Below are 17,596 nucleotides of genomic sequence, written 5' to 3'. Positions count from 1 at the left end.
TCCGACGGATCTAGACCGGTGGGAGGGCTTCTGGTAGTGTCTCGGCGATGCTGCTGACGACGATCGCGGGGAGCCTACCCAAGCCGTCCTGGCTCGCGGCGCCCGAGCGGCTCTGGGCGCCCTGGCAGCTTTCGGCCGACCAGCTCGGGGAGGGCAAGCGCGACGCGGTCCTGGTCGCGCTGAAGGAGCAGGAGGTCGCCGGCATCGACATCGTCACCGACGGGGAGCAGTCGCGGCAGCACTTCGTCCACGGGTTCCTCGAGCAGATCGAGGGCGTCGATTTCGCGCGGCGGGCGACGATCGGGATCCGGGCGAACCGCTACGCGGCCGAGGTGCCCACGGTGGTGGGGCCGATCCGGCGGAAGGGGCCCGTCCATTCCGAGGACGTCCGCTTTGCGCGGGCGCACACGCAGAAGAAGCTCAAGTTCACCATTCCCGGCCCCATGACCATCGTGGACACGCTCGCCGACGAGCACTACCGGGACCGGCCGCGCCTGGCGATGGAGTTCGCGCGGCTGATCAACGCCGAGGCGCGCGAGCTGGCGGCGCTCGGGGTGGACGTCCTCCAGCTGGACGAGCCCGCCTTCAACGTGTATTTGGACGACGTGAAGGCGTGGGGCATCGAGGCCCTCCACGCGGCGATCGAAGGCCTCGCCTGCAAGACCGCGGTGCACATCTGCTACGGGTACGGGATCAAGGCCAACATCGAGTGGAAGCAAGCCCTCGGGAGCGAGTGGCGGCAGTACGCGGAGACCTTCCCGCTCCTGGCGGCCAGCCGGATCGACCAGGTGTCGCTCGAGTGCGCGAACTCCCGGGTCCCGCTCGCGCTGATCGGGCTCCTGAAGGGCAAGGACGTGATGGTGGGAGCGATCGACGTCGCGACGAACGAGGTCGAGTCGCCGGAGCAGGTGGCAGACACGATCCGGAAGGCGATGGCCTTCGTCCCGCCCGAGCGGCTCTACCCGTGCACGAACTGCGGGATGGTGCCGCTCCCCCGCTATGTGGCACGCGGAAAGCTGGGCGCCCTCGCCGCGGGGGCCGCGCTGGTTCGGCGGGAGCTGGGCGGGTGAGAAGCGGGCGATCGGTTGGCGGCGTCGCGGGGGTCGTCGTCCTGGGCGGCCTGGTTTTCGTCGCCTCCTGGGGCTGCTCCAGGGCCCCCGAGCGCCAGTGGCAAAAGATGGGGGACCGGCCTTACACGATGGCCGAGTTCCAGCGCGACAGGGCCGAATGCACCCGGGGGAAGCAGCTCGACTTCGACTGCATGCGCTCCCGCGGCTGGGTGGATGTGAGTCCCGATCGCCCCAAGCAGGCTCCCTCCGAGGCCGAGCGGGAACGCCGGTACTGAGCGTGACGATCCCGGTCCGCGGCGTCCTTCTCGACTTCGGCGGCGTCCTCTGGAACATGCGCTGGGACATCGCGTCGGAGCTCGAGCAGGCCCACGGGCTCCAGCGAGGAACGCTCTTCGAGACCCTGTACCGCACCCCGACCTGGCGCGAGATCGAGCGCGGGCGGGGGGAGCGGCAGGCCTGGCTGGAGGAAGCCCACCGGCTCCTCGAGGCCCGGGCGGGCCGGCCTCAGCCGAGGCTCCACGAGGCCTGGCGCGCGCGCCAGCACCTGATCCCGGAGAACCTGGCGCTGGTTCGAGCCTTGCGGCCGGCCTATCGCGTCGGGATCCTCTCCAACGCCGACGCGACGCTGAGGGAGCGCCTGCGCGACGGGCTGGGGATCCACGATCTCTTCGACGCCGTGATCTGCTCGGCGGAGGTGGAGATGGCCAAGCCCGACCCCGCGATCTACCGCCTGGCGGCCGATCGGCTGGGGCTCCCGCCCGAGGCATGCGTGTTCGTCGACGACCACGAGCCCAACGTGGCCGCCGCCGAGCAGGTCGGCATGCGCGCGCGGCTCTTCCGCGTGGATCGCGGCCATGCGCTGGCGGACGCCCTCGCCGCCCTCGGCGTCACGCTGCCCCGGGCGTAGCCGGGTGGCCGGCCTGACCGGGGCGACCCGGCTCCTCCTCCCGCTCTGCCTCCTCGCGGCATCGGTCCAGCTCGCGCCGGCGGAGCGGATCTTCTACCGCGGCGGACTCTGGCTCGAGACGTCGGCGTCGGTCCAGCGGCTGTCCCTCCACGGCGTCCTCGAAGCCTGGGAGCGGATCGCTCGAAGCGCTGAGGCCGGCGAGCTCTCGCTCCGCCAGCGCGAGGCGGTGCGCCTCCACGAGTGCCTGACGCGGCGCTCCCACGGCGAGCTCCTGGAGCGCGTGGCCGAGCTGAGCCGGGCGCAGCCCGACAGGGTTTACTACTCGCTGTCCGACTTCATCGCCGAAGGGCTCAAGGATCTCTGCCCCGGCCCGTGAGCGCGGCGCGGGAGCCAACCTTGACGATGCCGGAGCCCTCGGGTAAGAGTATCCCCACCGCCGTGGCGGCTCGACGAGGAGCTGATGGAGAGGATCGAGCAGCGGATCATCATAGTGCTGGTCGCCCTCGTGGGGGTCCTGGCCCTGGGGACGCTCGGGTACGTGGTGATCGAAGGGTGGCCGGTCTTCGATGCGCTCTACATGACGGTCATTACGTTGGGCACGGTCGGCTACGGGGAGACCCATCCGCTGTCCACGGTCGGCCGGGCCTACACCATCGTGCTCATCCTGGTCGGTCTCGGGGTGATGGGGTACGGAGTGAGCACGGTGACGGCGTTCTTCGTCGAGGGAGATCTCGCTGATCTCCTGGGGAAGCGCAAGATGGAACGAAAGATCAAGGGTCTTCGCGATCACGTGATCCTGATCGGCGCAGGGGAGACCGGCAAGCACATCGCCCAGGAGCTGCTCAAGACCGGCACTCCCTTCGTGGTCGTTGACCGCGACGCCGAGCAGGCGGCGACGCTGGAGCGGCTCGGGCAGGTGCTCTACCTCGTCGGGGACGCGACCGACGGAGAGGTGCTCCAGCAGGCGCAGATCGAGTACGCCCGGGGGCTCATCAGCTCCGCCCCCTCGGACAAGGACAACCTGTTCGTGATCCTCACCGCGCGCGAGCTGCACCCGAGTCTCCGGATCGTCTCCCGGGTCACCGCGGACGACTCGAGGCCGAAGCTGCTCAAGGCCGGCGCCGACGCGGTCGTCTCGTCCAACCTGATCGGCGGCCTCCGGATGGCCTCGGAGATGCTGCGTCCGCACGTGGTCTCCTTCCTGGATGCCATGCTTCGCGCGACCGCGGAGAGCGCGGTGCGCGTGGAGGAGGTCCAGGTTCCACCGACCTCGCCCTGGGTGGGCCGCTCGCTGGAGGATGTGCAGGTCCGGGAAAGGGTGGGGGTCGTCGTCTTTGGCCTCCGGGAGGGCGCGACCGGCAAGTACGTGTTCAATCCCGCGCCGAGCGCCCGGCTTGACGCCGGCGACATCCTGATCTGCTGCGCCGACCGTGAGCAGCTCGCCTCGCTCCGCCGCCTTGTCTCCGGCGCCTAGCGACCTCGGGATTCCGCCTGTGGCTCCCGCCACCCGCTCGCGGGCCGGGTGATGAGCGCTCAGGCTCATCCGGCCATCGCGCAGGCACTTCGGGAGGGACGCGCGGTCCTGACCGAACCTGAGGCGGCCCAGGTCCTCGCGGCCTACGGGATCCGCCAGCCGCGCGAGGCCGTCGCGACCACGGAGGCGGATGCGGTAGAAGCGGCCCGCCGCCTGGGCTTCCCTGTTGTGCTCAAGCTCTGCTCGCCCGATGTGCTCCACAAGACCGAGGCGGGGGGCGTCAAGCTGGGCCTCGGCGATGCCGACCAGGTGCGCCGGGCCTTCGAGGAGCTGAGGGCGATCGCGGCTGCCAGAGGCGCCCGCTTCTCGGGTGTGCTGGTGCAGGAGCAGGTGGCGGGGGACGTGGAGGTGATCGTCGGCGCGCGCCACGATCCGACGTTCGGGCCTGTGGTCCTGGTGGGCCTCGGAGGAGTTCTCGCCGAGCTTCTGAAGGACACGGCGCTCCGCCTCGCCCCGGTCTCCCCGGACGCGGCTCGCCGGATGCTCGCCGAGCTCAGCGGCTACCAGCTCCTGACTGGCTTCCGCGGCAGGCCCGCGGTGGACCTCGATGCTCTCGCCGGCCTCATCGCTACGGTGAGCCGCCTCGCCTCAGAGCTTCCCCTCGCCGAGCTCGACTTGAACCCGGTCATCCTCAAGGCGGGCGGTCGCGGCGCTGTCGCGGTTGATCGGCGCCTCATTCTGAGGGATCCGGCCCCTGAGGCAGTTTCGCAAGCCCCCGGCGATGCGCGCGAAGCTGTCCGGCGGCTTCTGAGCCCGTCCTCGGTCGCCGTGGTCGGCGCTAGCCGCGACCTCGCCAAGGTCGGCGGGAGACTGATCAACTTTCTGACGCGGCACGACTACCCCGGCAAGATCTTCGCCGTGAACCCTCGCGGCGAGGCCATCGGTCCCATCCCCACGGTGAAATCGGTCCAGGAGCTTCCCGAGCCCGTGGACCTCGCGTGCATCGTCGTGCCCGCCGAGGCGTGCGAGGAGACGATTCGCGCGTGCGGCGCCAGGGGAGTGAGCTCGGCGATCATCTTTACCTCGGGCTTCGCCGAGGCGGGGAACGACGCGGCCGAGCGCCGTCTCGTGGAGGCAGGCCGCGCCGCGGGCGTCCGCTTCTGCGGCCCGAACTGCCTGGGGGTCCTGAACCCCGAGGCCCGCTTCTTCGCCTCCTTCAGCGGCGCGCTCAATATGCCGCCGCTCGCCGGCGGCGAGATCGCCTACGTCTCCCAGAGCGGCGCCCTCGGCGGCTCCTTCCTGACCCGGCTCTGGGACCGCGGGATCGCGGTGAGCCGCTTCGTCTCCGTCGGGAACCAGGCCGACCTCGACATGGCCGATTACGTGGACGCGCTGGTGGACGACCCCGCCGCGAAGGTGATCGTGCTCTTCCTCGAAGGCGTCGTCGACGGCCGAAAGCTCTGTCGGGCCCTCGCGCGTGCGCGCGAAGCCGGGAAGCCCGTGGTCGTCTACAAGGCCGGACGGACCCGGGAGGGCGCGGCCGCGATCCGCTCCCACACCGGCGCCCTCGCCGGCGACGACGCCGTCTACAGCGCCGCGCTCCGCCAGTCGGGAGCGCTGCGCGTCGCCGACATGTCCGCGCTCTTCGAGGCCGCCGTCGCGCTGGCGTGGCAGCCGCCGCCCCGGGGCCCGCGCGTGGGGATCATCTCCACCTCGGGCGGGGCGTGCGGGATCCTGGCCGACGAGTGCCACCGCTACGGCTTCGAGGTCCCCGAACTGCCCGAAGCCACGCGCAAGCGCGTCGAGGCCGAGATCCCGGGCTTCGGCGTCTCGCGCAACCCGATCGACGTCACGGCCCAGATGCTGGCGCGCCCCTCCATGTTCCGCAGTACGCTGGGCATTCTCGCCGAGGAGCCCGGGATCGACGCCATCCTCCTGATGCTGACCACGCTCACCGACCCCCTCGCCGAGCAGGTCGCCGAGGACGTGGCCGCCGCCGTCAGGGGCCTCACCAAGCCCGTCCTCATGGGCTGGATCGTGACCCCCTCGCTCGCGAGGAAGGGGATGGCCAGGATCATCGAGGCGAAGATCCCCCTCTACGACAGCCCCGAGCGCGTCGTCCTGGCCCTCCACGCCCTCGCCGAGTGGCAGCGCGGCCGAGCGTAGCAGCAGATAACGATTGTATTGACAATACAATACCGGTACCCTTGGGTGCACGTTTGACCATAGGAGGGCGCCGATGAGTGAAGGACCCTTTTTGAACATCAAAGCCTCGAAAGAGCTGATAGACCGCCTGGACGACTACCGGTTTGCCACGCGCAAGCCGTCCCGGGCGGAAGCCGCACGTGAGCTTCTGGACAGGGCGTTGAAGAGCTTCTTCGAAGCGTCCCGCGCGGAGCCGGTACGGCCCGGCGACCCGGACTACCGGCTTGTTCGTTCCCGCCAGCGTGAGCCTCTGGAGCCGCTCCCTATCCGGGAGATCGAGGCGCGCCTCGCCCGGCTGAAGAGGGCCAAAGCGGGGTGAGACTCCGGATCCGGCGGCGAGCGAAGAAGGAGCTGCTGGACATCGATGATGATGCTACCTTCTTCGCGGTCGTTCGGGCCATCCTGGACCTAGAGGCGAACCCCAGACCTCGCGGCTATGACAAAGTCGAGGGGCAGGAGAATATCTATCGGATCTGGGTGGGCCGGGACTGGCGCGTTCTCTACTCCATCAATGCGGAGCGCAACCAAGTGATCATTGAAGCCATAAGGAAGAAGGACGAGAGGACTTACCGTTAGTGCGAAGAAAGCCCGTGCCCCGCGTCATCCTGATCAGCATCGACGGCCTCGCGGCGTTCTACTGGCGCGATCCGCGCGTCAGGATCCCCGCGCTCAGGGCCCTGGCGGACCGAGGCGTCGTGGCGCGCGGGATGGAGGCGGTTTTCCCGACCACCACCTGGCCCACCCACGTCAGCATGGTCACGGGGGTGAGGCCGCGGGCTCATGGGGTCGTGGGGAACAGCATCCTGAACCGCGCCACCGGCCAGCCCGAGGAGCTGACCGGCGATCCGATCTACGACGCCCCCGACCTCCTCCGCGGCCCCACGCTCTACGATCGCGCCCATGCCGGGGGTCTCACCACTGCCGCAATCGACTGGCCCGCGACGCGCGGCTCCCAAAGCCTCGCCTTCAACCTCCCCTTCTTCAAGGACCAGCGGGTCTTCGAGTCCCACACCCCGCCCGCCACCTGGAGCGAGCTGAAAACCCTCGGCTATCCCGTCGAGCGCCAGGGAGAGTGGGCCGAGCTGCCGAAGCGCTTCCTGAAGGACGCCATGGTGGCTGATCTTGCGGCGCATGTCCTCCGCCGTCACGCGCCGCACCTCCTCCTGGTCCACTTCCTCTCGACCGACAGCTTCCAGCACCTCTACGGCCCCCGCTCGCCCGAGGCCTACTGGGCCATCGAGTACGTGGACGGGCTGATCGGCCAGCTCCTCGCCTCGCTCCCCCCGGACGAGCTGGACTCGCGCACCGCGCTCTTTGTCGTCTCCGATCACGGCTTCCTCCGCGTGGCGCAGGAGGTCCGGGTCAACGTGAGGCTGCGCCAGCTCGGCCTCCTTCAGGCGGATACCGCTGGGCGGGTGCAGAACGCCGAGGCGCGCTTCATCGCCAACCTCGGCGCCGGCTACGTCTATCTCTCAGACCGGCGGAACGCGCCGACGCTGGCCCGAGACCTCGCACCCGAGCTCGGAAAGCTCGAAGGAATTTCAAGGGTCTGGACCGCGGACGACTATCCCGCGCTCGGCCTTCCGGCGCCGGAGGAGAATTCCCACGCGGGCGACCTGATCCTCGAGGCGGCGCCGGGTTACGACTTCGCCAACGAGGCCCACGGTGGCGAGCTGGTCGTGAGCCCGCCGCGCTATCGCGGCACCCACGGCCAGCTCCCGACCCATCCCGAGAACCTGGCCTTCTTCCTGGCGGCAGGGGCGGGGATTGGGCGCGGTCTCGAGCTTCCCGCGATCACGAGCCGCGACGTGGCCCCCACGCTCGCCCACGCCCTCGGCCTCGCGATGGACGCGAGCGAGGGGCGCCTCCTCACCGAGATTTTGAGCTGAGGCTCGGAGGGTTCCGCCTATGAGGCTCGGCATTCTCCTTCCCACGCGCGAAGCCGTCCTGTCGGGCGGTTCGGAGGCGGCGCCCCTCCTCGAAATGGCCGAGCGGGCCGAGGCTGCCGGCTTCGACTCGGTCTGGGTGGGCGACTCCATCCTGGCGCGCCCGCGCTTCGAGCCCCTCACCCTGCTCGCGGCCGTGGCGGCGCGGACCCACCGCGTCACCCTCGGCACCGCGGTCCTGCTCCCGGCGCTCCGCCACCCCCTCGTCCTCGCCCATCTGGTCGCGACGCTCGACCGCCTCTCGGAGGGCCGGCTCGTCCTGGGCGTCGGCATCGCCACGGACAACCCTCCCATCAGGAAGGAGTTCGAGGCCGCGGGCTCGCCGTTCTCCCAGCGGGTCGGGCGCTGCCTCGAGATTCTCCGGATCTGCCGCGCGCTCTGGGGGTCGGAGCGCGCGACCTTCAAGGGGAGGTACTGGACCCTCGAGGACGCCGAGCTTCTCCCCAAACCCGCGCGGCCGGGCGGCCCGCCGATCTGGATGGGCGGAAGCGGCGAGACCGCGCTCCGGGCCGCCGGCGCGTCCTTCGACGGGTGGTTTCCGATCTCGCCGACCGCCGCGGACTTTAGGAAGGGCTGGGAGCGCGTTCAGGCCGAGGCGCGCGCGGCGGGCCGCGATCCCGCCGCCGTCACGCCTGCGCTCTACACCACGGTCAGGCTCGACCGGGACGTGGCGGCCGCGCGGGAGACCATGCGGCGGTTCATCGAGGCCTACTACATGGTCCCGTACGAGCGGATCGCGGCCCGTCAGGGGTGCTACGCGGGGACCGTTGAGGGGTGCGTCGAGTGGCTCACCGGCTTCCGCGAGGCCGGCGCCCGCCACGTCGTCCTCCGCTTCGCCGGCGCTGACCAGCTGAGTCAGCTTGAGCAGGCGGCGTCCGGCTTCCTCCGGCGCCTGCGCGGACCGGATTAACCAGACCCGAGATTTCCCGGTAGATTTGTGATATCCTCCTTCACAGTGTCTTACAATCGATACTAGTCTGTAAGACACTTGGGAGGAACGGATTATGGCCAAGTCGCAGGTTACAGTTCGCCTGGATAAAGGTCAACTGGCCCGGGCGCAGCGCGTCCTGAGTGCCAAGACGGTAACGGAGGCGATCGAGCGAGCGCTCGCGCTGGCCACAGAAAAGGCCGCGCACGACACCATCCTCCGCCGCTACAGTGGCATGGGCCGGAAAGATTCCTTTGCCGGCCGGTAACTTTGCCGTCCTGGACACCTCAGTCTATGTCGAGATTTTTCGAACCGGTCGGTTCACGCTGGATCTCCTGCGCTCGCCCTGGATCGTCAGGTGCTCGGCGGTGGTGCTTCACGAGCTCCGCCGCGGCGCCAGGACGAACCTGGAGCTTCGATTTGTCAACGAGCTGGCCAGGAAGGTTCGGGTCATCACGCCGAGCCAACGTCACTGGCTCGAGTCCGGGGGAATCCTGGCCGTCCTCAGGAGAACAAAGGGCTACGGCCCGCCCAAGTTGAGAGAGCTGGCTTTCGATGCGCTGATTGCCCTCTCTGTCCGCGAAATCGGGGCTACGCTGATCACCCTCAATCGGCAAGACTTCGAGGAAATCCGTAAATTTATACCGTTCAGGGTGCGGTACTGGTAGTGGCCATCGCTCGGGAGGTTTCGGCGTAGGAGTTCGAGCCGAGAGCCGTCGGCCATGCCGCAGGCAGGCCCGGCACGAGGCGAGGCCCGAATGGAGCGGACTGCGGCGTACTTGATCCCCGGCGCCGACCTCGGCGCCGCGGTGGAGCTTGCCCGGAGCGCCGAAGCCTGGGGCTACGAGAGCCTCTGGGTCACCCACAGCACCACCGGGCGCGACTCGTTCCTGGTGCTCTCGGCCTACGCCCACGCCACGCGCACCATCGGGCTCGGGAACGGCGTGGTCCCGATCTACCCGCGCCATCCCGTGGTCATGGCCCAGGAGGCGCTGGCGCTCGCCGAGATCTCCGGCGGCCGCTTCCGCCTCGGCATCGGCGTGAGCCACCGCCCCCCGATGGAAGGGGCGCTTGGCCTCGCCATGGGCAAGCCCATCCAGGCGATGCGCGAATACGTAGCAGTCCTCCGCGCCGCGCTGGCTGGTCAGGTCGAGCACACGGGCCCGGGCTATCGGGTGAGCTGGAAGACGACTGTGCTCAAGCCCCCCGCGCGGCCGCCCGTCTTGCTCGCCGCCCTCTCGCCGAGGATGTGCGAGCTGGCCGGCGAGATCGCCGACGGCGCGGTCCTCTGGCTCTGCCCTCCCGCCTACGTCCGCGAGGTCGCGCTCCCCGCGCTCGCGCGAGGCCGCCAGAAGGCCGGCAAGTCGCTCGACGGCTTCGAGGTCGTCGCCGCCGTCCCCATCGCGCTGACCGACCGGGTGGCGGACACGCGCGCGCTCTTCAAGGAGGAGCTGGTCCGCTACCTCCAGCTCCCGTTCTACCGCGCCATGCTGACCGGGAGCGGCTTCGGCGAGGAGCTGGCCGCCTTCGACCGTGACAGGGGCAAGGCGCCATCCCCTGGCCGTGCGGTACCCGACAGCCTGGCCGGAGCCCTCGGAGGCATCGGCGGCAAGAGCGCCCTCCGGGATTACGTCGCCGCCTACCGCCAGGCTGGCGTCACCCTTCCCGCCGTCCGCCCCATCGCCTTCCCCGACTCTCCCCACTACCGCCCCACGCTCGAAGCCTGCGCTCCCGAGCTACAATCGAGCGGACGCCGGTGAAAGCCTCGAGCGCGGACGAGGTCCCTTGACCGCCTCGTGCGCCGTTGTTAGTATCAGCGCGCGCTCGAAGTCTGCCGCAACCCCGAACAACCCGAAGGAGAAGGCTATGGTAGCCAGGTCGGCTCTCACCCGCGTCCCTCGCATCTCAGGACTCTCGGTGCTCTTGGCCCTCCTGCTTCTCACTCCCGGTCCGAGCCAGCCACAGCCGCGCAGCAAGCCCGAAGGCACCGTGGTGATCGGCATGCGGGCCGAGCTCTCGACGCTCGACCAGGGGGCCGGCTCGGTGCCAGAGATCACGGTGGGCGAGAACATCTTCGAGACTCTGGTCTTCCGGAACTTCGACGGGTCGGTGCGCCCCCACCTGGCCGAGCGCTGGACGGTTTCCCCTGACGGCCTCACGTACACCTTTTACCTGCGGAAAGGCGTGAAGTTCCACAACGGCGAGCCGTTCAACGCCGAGGCCGTGAAGTTCTCGCTGGAGTGGATCCGGGACCCGAACGTCTTCACGCAGTTCAAGGGCTACTGGACCGATACCAAGAGCGTCGAGATCGCTGACGACCACACCATCCGGTTCCACCTGAAGCAGCCCAACCCGCTCATCATCCCGCTCATGCCCTGGCATCTTGCGATCCTGCCGCCCAAGTACGTGAGCGAGAACCGCAAGACTTGGGGGCGCAAGCCCGTGGGCACGGGGCCCTACAAGTTCGTGGAGTGGATCCCGAACGAGCGGATCGTGATGGAGGCCAACACGGAGTACTGGCAGGGGCCGCCCCCGTTCCAGCGGCTGGTGTTCCGGCCGATTCCCGACGAGACGGCGCGCACCGCGGCGCTCCTGTCCGGGGCGGTGCACGTGGTGGGCCCGCTGAGCCTGGATCAGGCGCCGATGGTGGCCAAGGCCACGGGCGTCCATGTGGCCTGGACGGAGTCGCTCTCGCGCGAGCGGCTCGCGATCCGGCACGACGTGAAGCCGTTCGACGACCTCCGGGTCCGCCAGGCCGTGGCGCACGCCATCGACAAGGACGCGATCATCAAGAACATCCTCGGCGGGAACGCCGTCGCCTACCATGGGCCCCTCGTCAGCCTGGAGTGGGGGTTCGATCCCAACCTCAAGAACCCGTATCCCTACAACCCGGCCCGAGCGAAAGAGTTGCTGGCGCAGGCGGGCTACCCGAACGGGTTTGAGGCCGAGTTCGAGTACGCGCCGGGGATCACCCCCAAGAACACGGAGACCGTCGAGGCCGTCGCGAATTACCTGGCCGCGGTCGGCATCAAGGCGAAGGTGAACGCGACCGACTACGGCAAGTTCACCTCGAAGTCGCGAACCCGCGCGCTGGCGCCGTTGAACTCGTCCTTCTGGACGGGCGGCGGGAACTTCCACGGCTGGCAGCCCTTTGCCATCCTTCTCGACTGCGAGAAGTCCTCGGCCCTGTGGAACCCGAAGCCGCGATACTGGTGCAATCCCGAGGTGGACAAGCTCATCGCGGCCGGGGTCCAGGCGCTCCACGCCAGGGACGAGGGGAAGGCCAAGCAGCTCTTCGCGCAGGCGCAGAAGCTGGCGGCCGAGTACGTCTACCACGTCTGGCTCTGGCAGTTCAAGGAGCCGTGGGGGGTCAGCAACCAGCTCAAGTACAGGCCCAAGGGCAACAACGACGTCATCATGTCCTGGGACCAGGCGAGCTGGAACAAGTAGCGGGCCTGTTTCTCGCCTGTGAGGGTGGGGGCGCCGCGGTGGTCAGTTTCCCGCGCCCCGGCTGTCCGCTTCGGAGAGACTCCCGATGACGTACGCCGCCCGGCGCCTGCTCTACGCGCTCCTGGTGGTTTTCCTCGTGGTGACCTTTTCCTTCTTCCTGGTGCGCCTCACCGGGGACCCGGTGGCGCTCATCGCGGGCGCCGAGGCGACGGAAGCGCAGATCCGGCTGATCCAGCAGGCGCTGAACCTCGACAAACCGCTCTGGCTCCAGTACGCGATCTACATGGGGGAAGTCCTGCGGGGCGATTTCGGCCGCTCGTTCTTCACAACGCTCCCGGCCATGAGCATGATCCTCCAGACCCTCCCCAACTCCCTTCTCCTCACGTTGGTCGCCTTCGCCTTCGCCGTCGTCGTGGCGCTCCCCGTCGGCGTTCTCTCGGCCGCTCGCCCCGACAGCCCGACGGACTGGACGGCCCGGTTCGTGAGCGTTCTCGGCCAGTGCACGCCGGTCTTCTGGCTCGGCATCCTGATGATGCTCCTCTTCTCGGTCAAGCTCCGCTGGCTCCCCTTCGGCGGTGCCGGGACGTGGCAGCATCTGGTCATGCCGGGGCTCACCCTGTCGGCGGTGATGGTACCCGTCGTCGTGCAGGTCACGCGCTCGGCCCTGCTCGAGGCCCTGCGGCAGGACTACGTCCGGACGGCGCGATCGAAAGGGCTGACGGAGCTCCAGGTGCTCCTGAAGCACGCGCTCCGAAACGCGTCGATCCCGGTGGTCACCGTTCTGGGCTTGAGGCTGGGCTTCATCGTCGGCGGCGCCATCGTCACCGAGACGGTCTTTTCCTATCCCGGCCTCGGGCGGCTGGCCGTCCAGGCGGTGAACCACCGCGACTTTCCCATCATCCAGGCGTTGCTCGTCATCGTTTCGACCGCCGTCGTGGCCATCAACCTCATGCTGGACTGGCTCTACACGCTCCTCGATCCGAGGGTTCGCGCCTAGGCGGCTCGCCCCGGCATGCAGGTCGCGAAAAAGCTCCAAGCCTACGAGGTCGCGGCCGAGCCGGTGCCCCAGGTGCTGGCGCCTCCGAAGCCGCGGCGCCTCCGCCACCGGGCGGTGCTGGCGCTCACCGCGCTGCTGGTGGTCGTCATGGTCTTCGGGCTGCGCGCGTACGGGGTAGATCCGCTGGAGCAGAAGCTCGCGGCGCGCCTCGCGCCCCCGTGGTCGGAAAAGGCCGGCCAGTTCTATCCGCTGGGGACCGATGCCCACGGCCGCGATCTGCTGGCCCGAACCCTCTCCGGCATGCGCGTGTCGCTGATGATCGGCCTGCTCTCTGTCCTCTGCGGCGCCGTCGTCGGGGTGACCCTCGGGCTCGTGGCCGGCCATTTCGGCGGGCGCGCGGACCGCGGGATCATGCTCCTGGTGGACGTGCAGCTGTCGATCCCCTTTTTGCTCCTGGCGCTCATCCTCAGCGCCATCCTGGGCGCCGGGATCCGCAATACGATCATCGCCCTCACGCTCACGTCGTGGATCGTCTACGCCCGGGTCGCTCGGGCCGAGACACTGGTCCTGCGCGGGAGCGATTTCGTGCAGGCGGCCCGGGCGCTCGGCGCCACCGACAGCCGCATCATGGCCCGCCACATGCTCCCCAATATCGCCAGCACCGTGATCGTGATCGGGACCCTCGAGGTGGGGCGGATGATCCTGACCGAGGCGGCGCTCTCCTTTCTCGGCCTCGGCGTCCCGCCTCCGGCCGCGAGCCTGGGGCGCATGGTCGCCCAGGGGCAGCCGTACGTCTTCAACGCGTGGTGGTTCGCCACCATCCCCGGGTGTGCGATTCTGCTGATGGTCCTCCTGGTCGTATTCTTGGGCGACGTCGTGCGCGAGCGGCTGGAGCCACGCGCCCGCTGAGGAGCCGGTCTGCCGCTACGGACCGCGCCGGCGCTTGAGCGGCTATTCCGCGCTTCTCTCCTGATCGAAGGCGATCGGCTCCTGGACTGCGGGGCTGATGGGCTCGCGTAGGAGCTTCTCGGCGCGCACGCCGATGAGCCGGATCTTCTTTCGCCTGGGGTTCTCGCGGGCGTCCAGGAAGGGCAGGAGCAGCCTCAGCGCCTCGCGCTCCAGTTCCTCCCGGGTCGTCAGCGGCATCGCAACCGTCCGGGAGCGGCTCATCGTCACGAAGTCGGCGAAGCGTACCGTCACCGTCGTCGTCCTGAACGCGCGGAAGCCCTCAGCCAGGAGCCGCTCGCGGACCGACGCGGCCAGCTCGCGCGCCCGCTCCAGGATGAACCTGGCCTCCAGCGTGTCCTCCTCGAAGGTCTCCTGCTCGCCGACCGACTTTGGCTCCCATTCCTTCGTGACCGGGCTCTCCGAAATCCCCCGCGCCTTCCCGGAGAGATCTTCGCCCCACTTGCCGAACCACTCCGTGAGCTGCGCCGGGGCCACGGCGCGGAGTTCCGCCACGGTGCGGATCCCCTTTTCATGGAGGAACGCCTCGGTCTTGGGCCCGATGCCCGGGATCACCCGGACCGGCAGGGGGTCGAGGAAGGCTTGCACCTCGTCGGGCCGGACCACGGTGAGCCCCTCGGGCTTTCGGAAGTCGGAGGCGATCTTGGCGACGAGCTTGTTGGGGCCGATCCCGACCGAGCAGGTGAGGGCCTCGCGCTCGCGCACCTCGCTCTTGAGGGCCTTCACGTGGGCTTCGGCGCGGGGGAAGTCGCCGAGCGAGGAGAGGTCCAGATACGCCTCGTCGATCGACGCCTCCTCGAAGGCGTCGACGCCCCGGGCTAGGAGGGCCATGATCCGGTCCGAGACCTCCCGGTAGAGGGCGTGATTCCCGCGGAGGAACACGGTCTCCGGCTCGCCCCGCTTCCGGGCCGCGTCGGCCAGCCGCCAGGCCCGCGAGATCGGCATGGCCGAGCGGATGCCGTAGCGCCGGGCCGCGTAGCTCGCGGTCGAGACCACCCCGCGGCCCTTACCGTCTTTCGGATCGGCGCCGATCACGATCGGCCGGCCGCGGAGGGTGGGGTTATAGCGCTCCTCGACCGCGGCGTAGAAGGCGTCCATGTCCACGTGGGCGATAATCCGCATGGGGGGAAGCTCTGAGAACGACCTTACTCCGGCGCCGTCGGCACGTCTATCGCGGGTAATCATGGCCCACGTCGAGCGTTTCCGTCACCACTCCCACAACGCCGCCATCGGCACCGCGTAGAGGTTCTTCCCGAAGGGAACGACGCGGCGGCCCAGATAGAGAATTATCCCGACCCGGAAGCGCTTGCCGGCCACCTTCGCCAGCTCGTTGAGCCCGCGGAAGTCTTCCCCGGTCACCGTCTGGCTCTGGGTCACCTCGACGCCCACGACCTCGCCTTTCTCGAACTCGAGCACGGCGTCCACCTCGATGCCCTTGGGCGTGCGGAAGTGGTAGAGCCGAGGCCGCTCCTCATGCGAGGAGGCCTGCTTCTCCGCCGAGCTACGACTTCGTCGACCAGGCTCAGGGGGACGAGGTGATCACCGGCCGCTACCGGGGTCCCCGCGGCTGGCTCAGCCTACTCCAGGGTGAGTACACCGTCGGAGCAGCTAGGCTACCGTTCTATCTAGCGCTCCTCCAGCACCAGCTGGTGGAACAGGCTCGACTCGCGCTTGTAGAAGCCCTCGGTGTGGAAGGAGTCGGGGAGGCGATAGAGGAGGTAGTCCAGGTGGTGGCAGAGCTCGTGGAGGAGGGTGCGGAGGAACGTGCGGAAGGCCACCACACGGCGCTGGCGGGCGGTGCGCATCCAGAGCGTGATCCTGGGCGGGCGACCACCCCGGGCTTCGGTGTAGAGGCCGTGAAGCTCGCCCCAGCGGGCGTGAGGGCGGGCGGCGAGCACCTCCACGCGCACGGGCGGGACGCTGAGCGCCCGGGTCAGGCCGTCCAGGAGCTGCTGGCAAGCGAGCTGGGTCTGAGCGCGGTCCTCGCCCGCGAGGGCCTCGGCCAGGGCTTCCACCAGGGGATGAAGGGCCTGGGGCTCGGAGAGCAGGACCGCGGCGATCCCGTCGCTCCTGTCGTAGATCGCTTTCTGGCGCTTGGTAAGGCGCTCGTAGTAGGCGAAGGGCATATCGCTCTCTTGATACAGTTGTCGGCGCCCCTATTTTACGTTATGGTGAGCCCGGTGCCGTGAAGCCCAAGGGGACAAGATGACGTTCTGGGAATTGACAGGAGTCGTGGCAACCTCTGCCGGGCTCTTTGCCTCGATCCTGGGCGCGTTTCTTGCCTATGCCGCAAGAACGAACGGGCAGGCGACGCGGGAGCTGATCCGGAGCATGGAAGAGCGCATGACCAGGCACTTTAGCGAAGTGCTCGAGCGCATGGACATGCGGGCGGACGAGCGGCACCGGGAAGTGATCGAGGCAATCCGCGCCCTCCGAGCCGCGTAACGCGCTGAGCGTCAGGTCGGCAGGCGGCGTGTGAGAACCTTGGCCAGGCTTTCCGGGGCAAAGCCGAGCTGGAGCAGGGCCAGCCCCATGTCCGTGTACTCGCGATAGCCCGCGATCTTCCCGCGCTTCAGCTCGAAGAGGCTCATCCCCGAGAGGCGGACCTTCCGGCCGGCGCTCCGGGGCACGGCGTCTGTCACGGTATAGGCGAAGCTCCACTCGGCGGCGGCACGGAGGGCGTCGGTCACGACCACGTGCATGGTCCAGGTGTAGTCCCGGCCTTCCCTGAACATCCGCTCGAACATCTCCCTGAGCCCGGCCTGGCCAGCGTGGCGGCCGTAGAAGCTGTCGTGGTAGACGGCGTCGTCGGTGAAGCAGGCCAGGAGCGCGGGCAACTCCTGGCGGTTGAAGGCGGCGGCGAACTCGTGGATCAAATTGCTTGCGTTCATTGTGTCTCCCTCCGTTTCGGCCCGACGATGCCGCGGGCGGTGAGGTCGGCGATGGCGGTGTCGGGGTAGCCCAGCTCCGTCAGGATCTCCCCGGTGTGCTGGCCCAGGGTGGGCGGCGGGCCCGCGTCGCGGCCGGGCGTCTCCGAGAAGCTGATCGGGAGCCCCATGAGTGTCAGCTCGCCGACCTCGGGGTGCTCGTAGGTCACGACCAGCCGGTGGTGGGCGACGGCCGGATCGCGCATGAACTCGGCGAGCGTCTGGACGCGCGCCGCCGGGATGTCGCGGGCGGCAAGGAGCCGGAGCCACTCGTCGCGCGGCTTGGTGGCGAAGGCCACGGTGAGGATCGGGTGGAGGAGGTCGTGGTGCTCGATCCGGTCCATCCAGGAGCCGAAGCGCGGGTCTTGGGCCAGGTCGGGTCGCCCCAACAGCTCGCAGAGCTTGAGCCAGAAGGACTGGTTGCCGCAGGCGAGGAAGAACCAGCCGCCGTCGCCCGCGCAGTAGAGCCGGTACGTGGGGTTGTCGCGGGGGACCGGCTTTCTGCCAGGGTAGTCCACCACGAGCCCGGACTGGAGCGCCACCACCCCCTGGAGGAGGGAGGTCTCGACGCGCTGCCCACGGCCGGTCCGCTCCCTGACGAAGAGCGCGGCGAGCACGCCCTGGGCGGCGAGCGACGCGGTGTAGTAGTCGGTGAGCGCGATTCGGAGGTACTGGGGCGGGCCGTCGCCGCCCTGGAGCGCCATGAGCCCGCTCATGGCCTGGAGC

Annotated in this window: 22 protein-coding genes; 17 read left to right on the top strand and 5 right to left on the bottom strand. The window is 69.1% G+C overall.

The genetic code is table 11. The features are described 5' to 3' along the window. Window positions 1-47 precede the first annotated feature (47 nt). From HY726_07975 to HY726_07900, 16 genes are all read left to right on the top strand, one after another. Entirely contained in the window at window positions 48-1,070 is a 1,023-nt protein-coding gene (locus tag HY726_07975) for a methionine synthase (protein MBI4608929.1), read from the top strand. Beyond that, on the top strand, window positions 1,067-1,345 hold the full coding sequence (locus HY726_07970; GenBank protein ID MBI4608928.1) for a hypothetical protein: 279 nt from the start codon (window positions 1,067-1,069) through the stop codon (window positions 1,343-1,345). Before HY726_07975 ends, HY726_07970 begins: the two co-directional genes overlap by 4 nt. Window positions 1,346-1,347: 2 nt before the next feature. Then, window positions 1,348-1,977, top strand: a complete 630-nt coding sequence (locus tag HY726_07965; protein MBI4608927.1) for an HAD family phosphatase — start codon at window positions 1,348-1,350, stop codon at window positions 1,975-1,977. A 4-nt stretch (window positions 1,978-1,981) separates the two neighbouring features. Continuing rightward, the gene (locus HY726_07960) at window positions 1,982-2,353 is read left to right on the top strand and encodes a hypothetical protein (GenBank protein MBI4608926.1); all 372 of its coding nucleotides are present in this window, start codon (window positions 1,982-1,984) and stop codon (window positions 2,351-2,353) included. An 84-nt stretch (window positions 2,354-2,437) separates the two neighbouring features. Beyond that, window positions 2,438-3,451 (top strand): potassium channel protein, encoded by a 1,014-nt coding sequence (locus tag HY726_07955; protein ID MBI4608925.1) that lies wholly within the window; start codon window positions 2,438-2,440, stop codon window positions 3,449-3,451. Window positions 3,452-3,502: 51 nt separating this feature from the next. After that, entirely contained in the window at window positions 3,503-5,617 is a 2,115-nt protein-coding gene (locus tag HY726_07950; protein ID MBI4608924.1) for an acetate--CoA ligase family protein, read from the top strand. 73 nt (window positions 5,618-5,690) lie between these two features. Continuing rightward, window positions 5,691-5,975, top strand: coding sequence for a hypothetical protein (locus HY726_07945; protein ID MBI4608923.1), 285 nt, complete (start codon window positions 5,691-5,693; stop codon window positions 5,973-5,975). Then, window positions 5,972-6,232: a type II toxin-antitoxin system RelE/ParE family toxin gene (locus HY726_07940; protein ID MBI4608922.1), complete on the top strand. Its 261-nt coding sequence runs from the start codon at window positions 5,972-5,974 to the stop codon at window positions 6,230-6,232. Before HY726_07945 ends, HY726_07940 begins: the two co-directional genes overlap by 4 nt. A 14-nt stretch (window positions 6,233-6,246) precedes the next feature. Then, complete coding sequence (locus HY726_07935) at window positions 6,247-7,545, top strand: alkaline phosphatase family protein (protein ID MBI4608921.1); 1,299 nt, start codon at window positions 6,247-6,249, stop codon at window positions 7,543-7,545. 19 nt (window positions 7,546-7,564) lie between these two features. Further along, window positions 7,565-8,512, top strand: a complete 948-nt coding sequence (locus HY726_07930; protein MBI4608920.1) for an LLM class flavin-dependent oxidoreductase — start codon at window positions 7,565-7,567, stop codon at window positions 8,510-8,512. 94 nt (window positions 8,513-8,606) lie between these two features. Then, the gene (locus HY726_07925; protein MBI4608919.1) at window positions 8,607-8,798 is read left to right on the top strand and encodes a hypothetical protein; all 192 of its coding nucleotides are present in this window, start codon (window positions 8,607-8,609) and stop codon (window positions 8,796-8,798) included. Then, window positions 8,785-9,198, top strand: a complete 414-nt coding sequence (locus HY726_07920) for a PIN domain-containing protein (GenBank protein MBI4608918.1) — start codon at window positions 8,785-8,787, stop codon at window positions 9,196-9,198. Before HY726_07925 ends, HY726_07920 begins: the two co-directional genes overlap by 14 nt. Before the next feature lie 90 nt (window positions 9,199-9,288). Then, entirely contained in the window at window positions 9,289-10,290 is a 1,002-nt protein-coding gene (locus tag HY726_07915) for an LLM class flavin-dependent oxidoreductase (GenBank protein ID MBI4608917.1), read from the top strand. A gap of 106 nt (window positions 10,291-10,396) precedes the next feature. Continuing rightward, complete coding sequence (locus HY726_07910) at window positions 10,397-11,980, top strand: ABC transporter substrate-binding protein (protein MBI4608916.1); 1,584 nt, start codon at window positions 10,397-10,399, stop codon at window positions 11,978-11,980. Window positions 11,981-12,065: 85 nt separating this feature from the next. Continuing rightward, window positions 12,066-12,977 (top strand): ABC transporter permease, encoded by a 912-nt coding sequence (locus HY726_07905; GenBank protein ID MBI4608915.1) that lies wholly within the window; start codon window positions 12,066-12,068, stop codon window positions 12,975-12,977. Between the two features lie 15 nt (window positions 12,978-12,992). Then, window positions 12,993-13,886 carry an ABC transporter permease gene (locus HY726_07900; GenBank protein ID MBI4608914.1) on the top strand — a complete coding sequence of 298 codons (894 nt, stop codon included), beginning with the start codon at window positions 12,993-12,995 and terminating at the stop codon, window positions 13,884-13,886. Between the two features lie 42 nt (window positions 13,887-13,928). On the opposite strand, the gene dinB is transcribed toward HY726_07900, so the two are convergent. The 3 genes from dinB to HY726_07885 form a co-directional block, all read right to left on the bottom strand. Then, window positions 13,929-15,065, bottom strand: a complete 1,137-nt coding sequence (dinB, locus tag HY726_07895) for a DNA polymerase IV (GenBank protein ID MBI4608913.1) — start codon at window positions 15,063-15,065, stop codon at window positions 13,929-13,931. Between the two features lie 84 nt (window positions 15,066-15,149). Then, window positions 15,150-15,368: a hypothetical protein gene (locus HY726_07890; GenBank protein ID MBI4608912.1), complete on the bottom strand. Its 219-nt coding sequence runs from the start codon at window positions 15,366-15,368 to the stop codon at window positions 15,150-15,152. Window positions 15,369-15,568: 200 nt separating this feature from the next. Then, the gene (locus HY726_07885; GenBank protein MBI4608911.1) at window positions 15,569-16,069 is read right to left on the bottom strand and encodes a hypothetical protein; all 501 of its coding nucleotides are present in this window, start codon (window positions 16,067-16,069) and stop codon (window positions 15,569-15,571) included. Between the two features lie 79 nt (window positions 16,070-16,148). Here HY726_07885 and HY726_07880 point away from each other — a divergent pair, with 79 nt between their 5' ends. Further along, complete coding sequence (locus HY726_07880) at window positions 16,149-16,388, top strand: hypothetical protein (protein ID MBI4608910.1); 240 nt, start codon at window positions 16,149-16,151, stop codon at window positions 16,386-16,388. An 11-nt stretch (window positions 16,389-16,399) separates the two neighbouring features. Here the strand turns inward: HY726_07880 and HY726_07875 are convergent, their stop codons facing one another. Together HY726_07875 and HY726_07870 are read right to left on the bottom strand one after the other, a co-directional pair. After that, entirely contained in the window at window positions 16,400-16,834 is a 435-nt protein-coding gene (locus tag HY726_07875) for a nuclear transport factor 2 family protein (GenBank protein MBI4608909.1), read from the bottom strand. Beyond that, the coding region (locus HY726_07870; GenBank protein ID MBI4608908.1) for a CoA transferase at window positions 16,831-17,596 on the bottom strand (766 nt) is incomplete at its 5' end. The genes HY726_07875 and HY726_07870, both read right to left, overlap by 4 nt.

This window comes from Candidatus Rokuibacteriota bacterium (assembly GCA_016209385.1).
Classification (GTDB): domain Bacteria; phylum Methylomirabilota; class Methylomirabilia; order Rokubacteriales; family CSP1-6; genus JACQWB01.
Note: the sequence above shows the minus strand (reverse complement) of the source record. Positions and strands in the feature narration are given on the sequence as shown.

Bases quoted from the DNA above. Each gene is read 5' to 3' on its own strand.
- HY726_07880 (MBI4608910.1), top strand. From the start codon at position 16,149: ATGACGTTCTGGGAATTGACAGGAGTCGTGGCAACCTCTGCCGGGCTC.
- HY726_07885 (MBI4608911.1), bottom strand. From the start codon at position 16,069: ATGCCCTTCGCCTACTACGAGCGCCTTACCAAGCGCCAGAAAGCGATC.
- HY726_07900 (MBI4608914.1), top strand. From the start codon at position 12,993: ATGCAGGTCGCGAAAAAGCTCCAAGCCTACGAGGTCGCGGCCGAGCCG.
- dinB (MBI4608913.1), bottom strand. From the start codon at position 15,065: ATGCGGATTATCGCCCACGTGGACATGGACGCCTTCTACGCCGCGGTC.
- HY726_07950 (MBI4608924.1), top strand. From the start codon at position 3,503: ATGAGCGCTCAGGCTCATCCGGCCATCGCGCAGGCACTTCGGGAGGGA.
- HY726_07905 (MBI4608915.1), top strand. From the start codon at position 12,066: ATGACGTACGCCGCCCGGCGCCTGCTCTACGCGCTCCTGGTGGTTTTC.
- HY726_07975 (MBI4608929.1), top strand. From the start codon at position 48: ATGCTGCTGACGACGATCGCGGGGAGCCTACCCAAGCCGTCCTGGCTC.
- HY726_07925 (MBI4608919.1), top strand. From the start codon at position 8,607: ATGGCCAAGTCGCAGGTTACAGTTCGCCTGGATAAAGGTCAACTGGCC.
- HY726_07945 (MBI4608923.1), top strand. From the start codon at position 5,691: ATGAGTGAAGGACCCTTTTTGAACATCAAAGCCTCGAAAGAGCTGATA.
- HY726_07910 (MBI4608916.1), top strand. From the start codon at position 10,397: ATGGTAGCCAGGTCGGCTCTCACCCGCGTCCCTCGCATCTCAGGACTC.
- HY726_07930 (MBI4608920.1), top strand. From the start codon at position 7,565: ATGAGGCTCGGCATTCTCCTTCCCACGCGCGAAGCCGTCCTGTCGGGC.
- HY726_07955 (MBI4608925.1), top strand. From the start codon at position 2,438: ATGGAGAGGATCGAGCAGCGGATCATCATAGTGCTGGTCGCCCTCGTG.
- HY726_07875 (MBI4608909.1), bottom strand. From the start codon at position 16,834: ATGAACGCAAGCAATTTGATCCACGAGTTCGCCGCCGCCTTCAACCGC.
- HY726_07915 (MBI4608917.1), top strand. From the start codon at position 9,289: ATGGAGCGGACTGCGGCGTACTTGATCCCCGGCGCCGACCTCGGCGCC.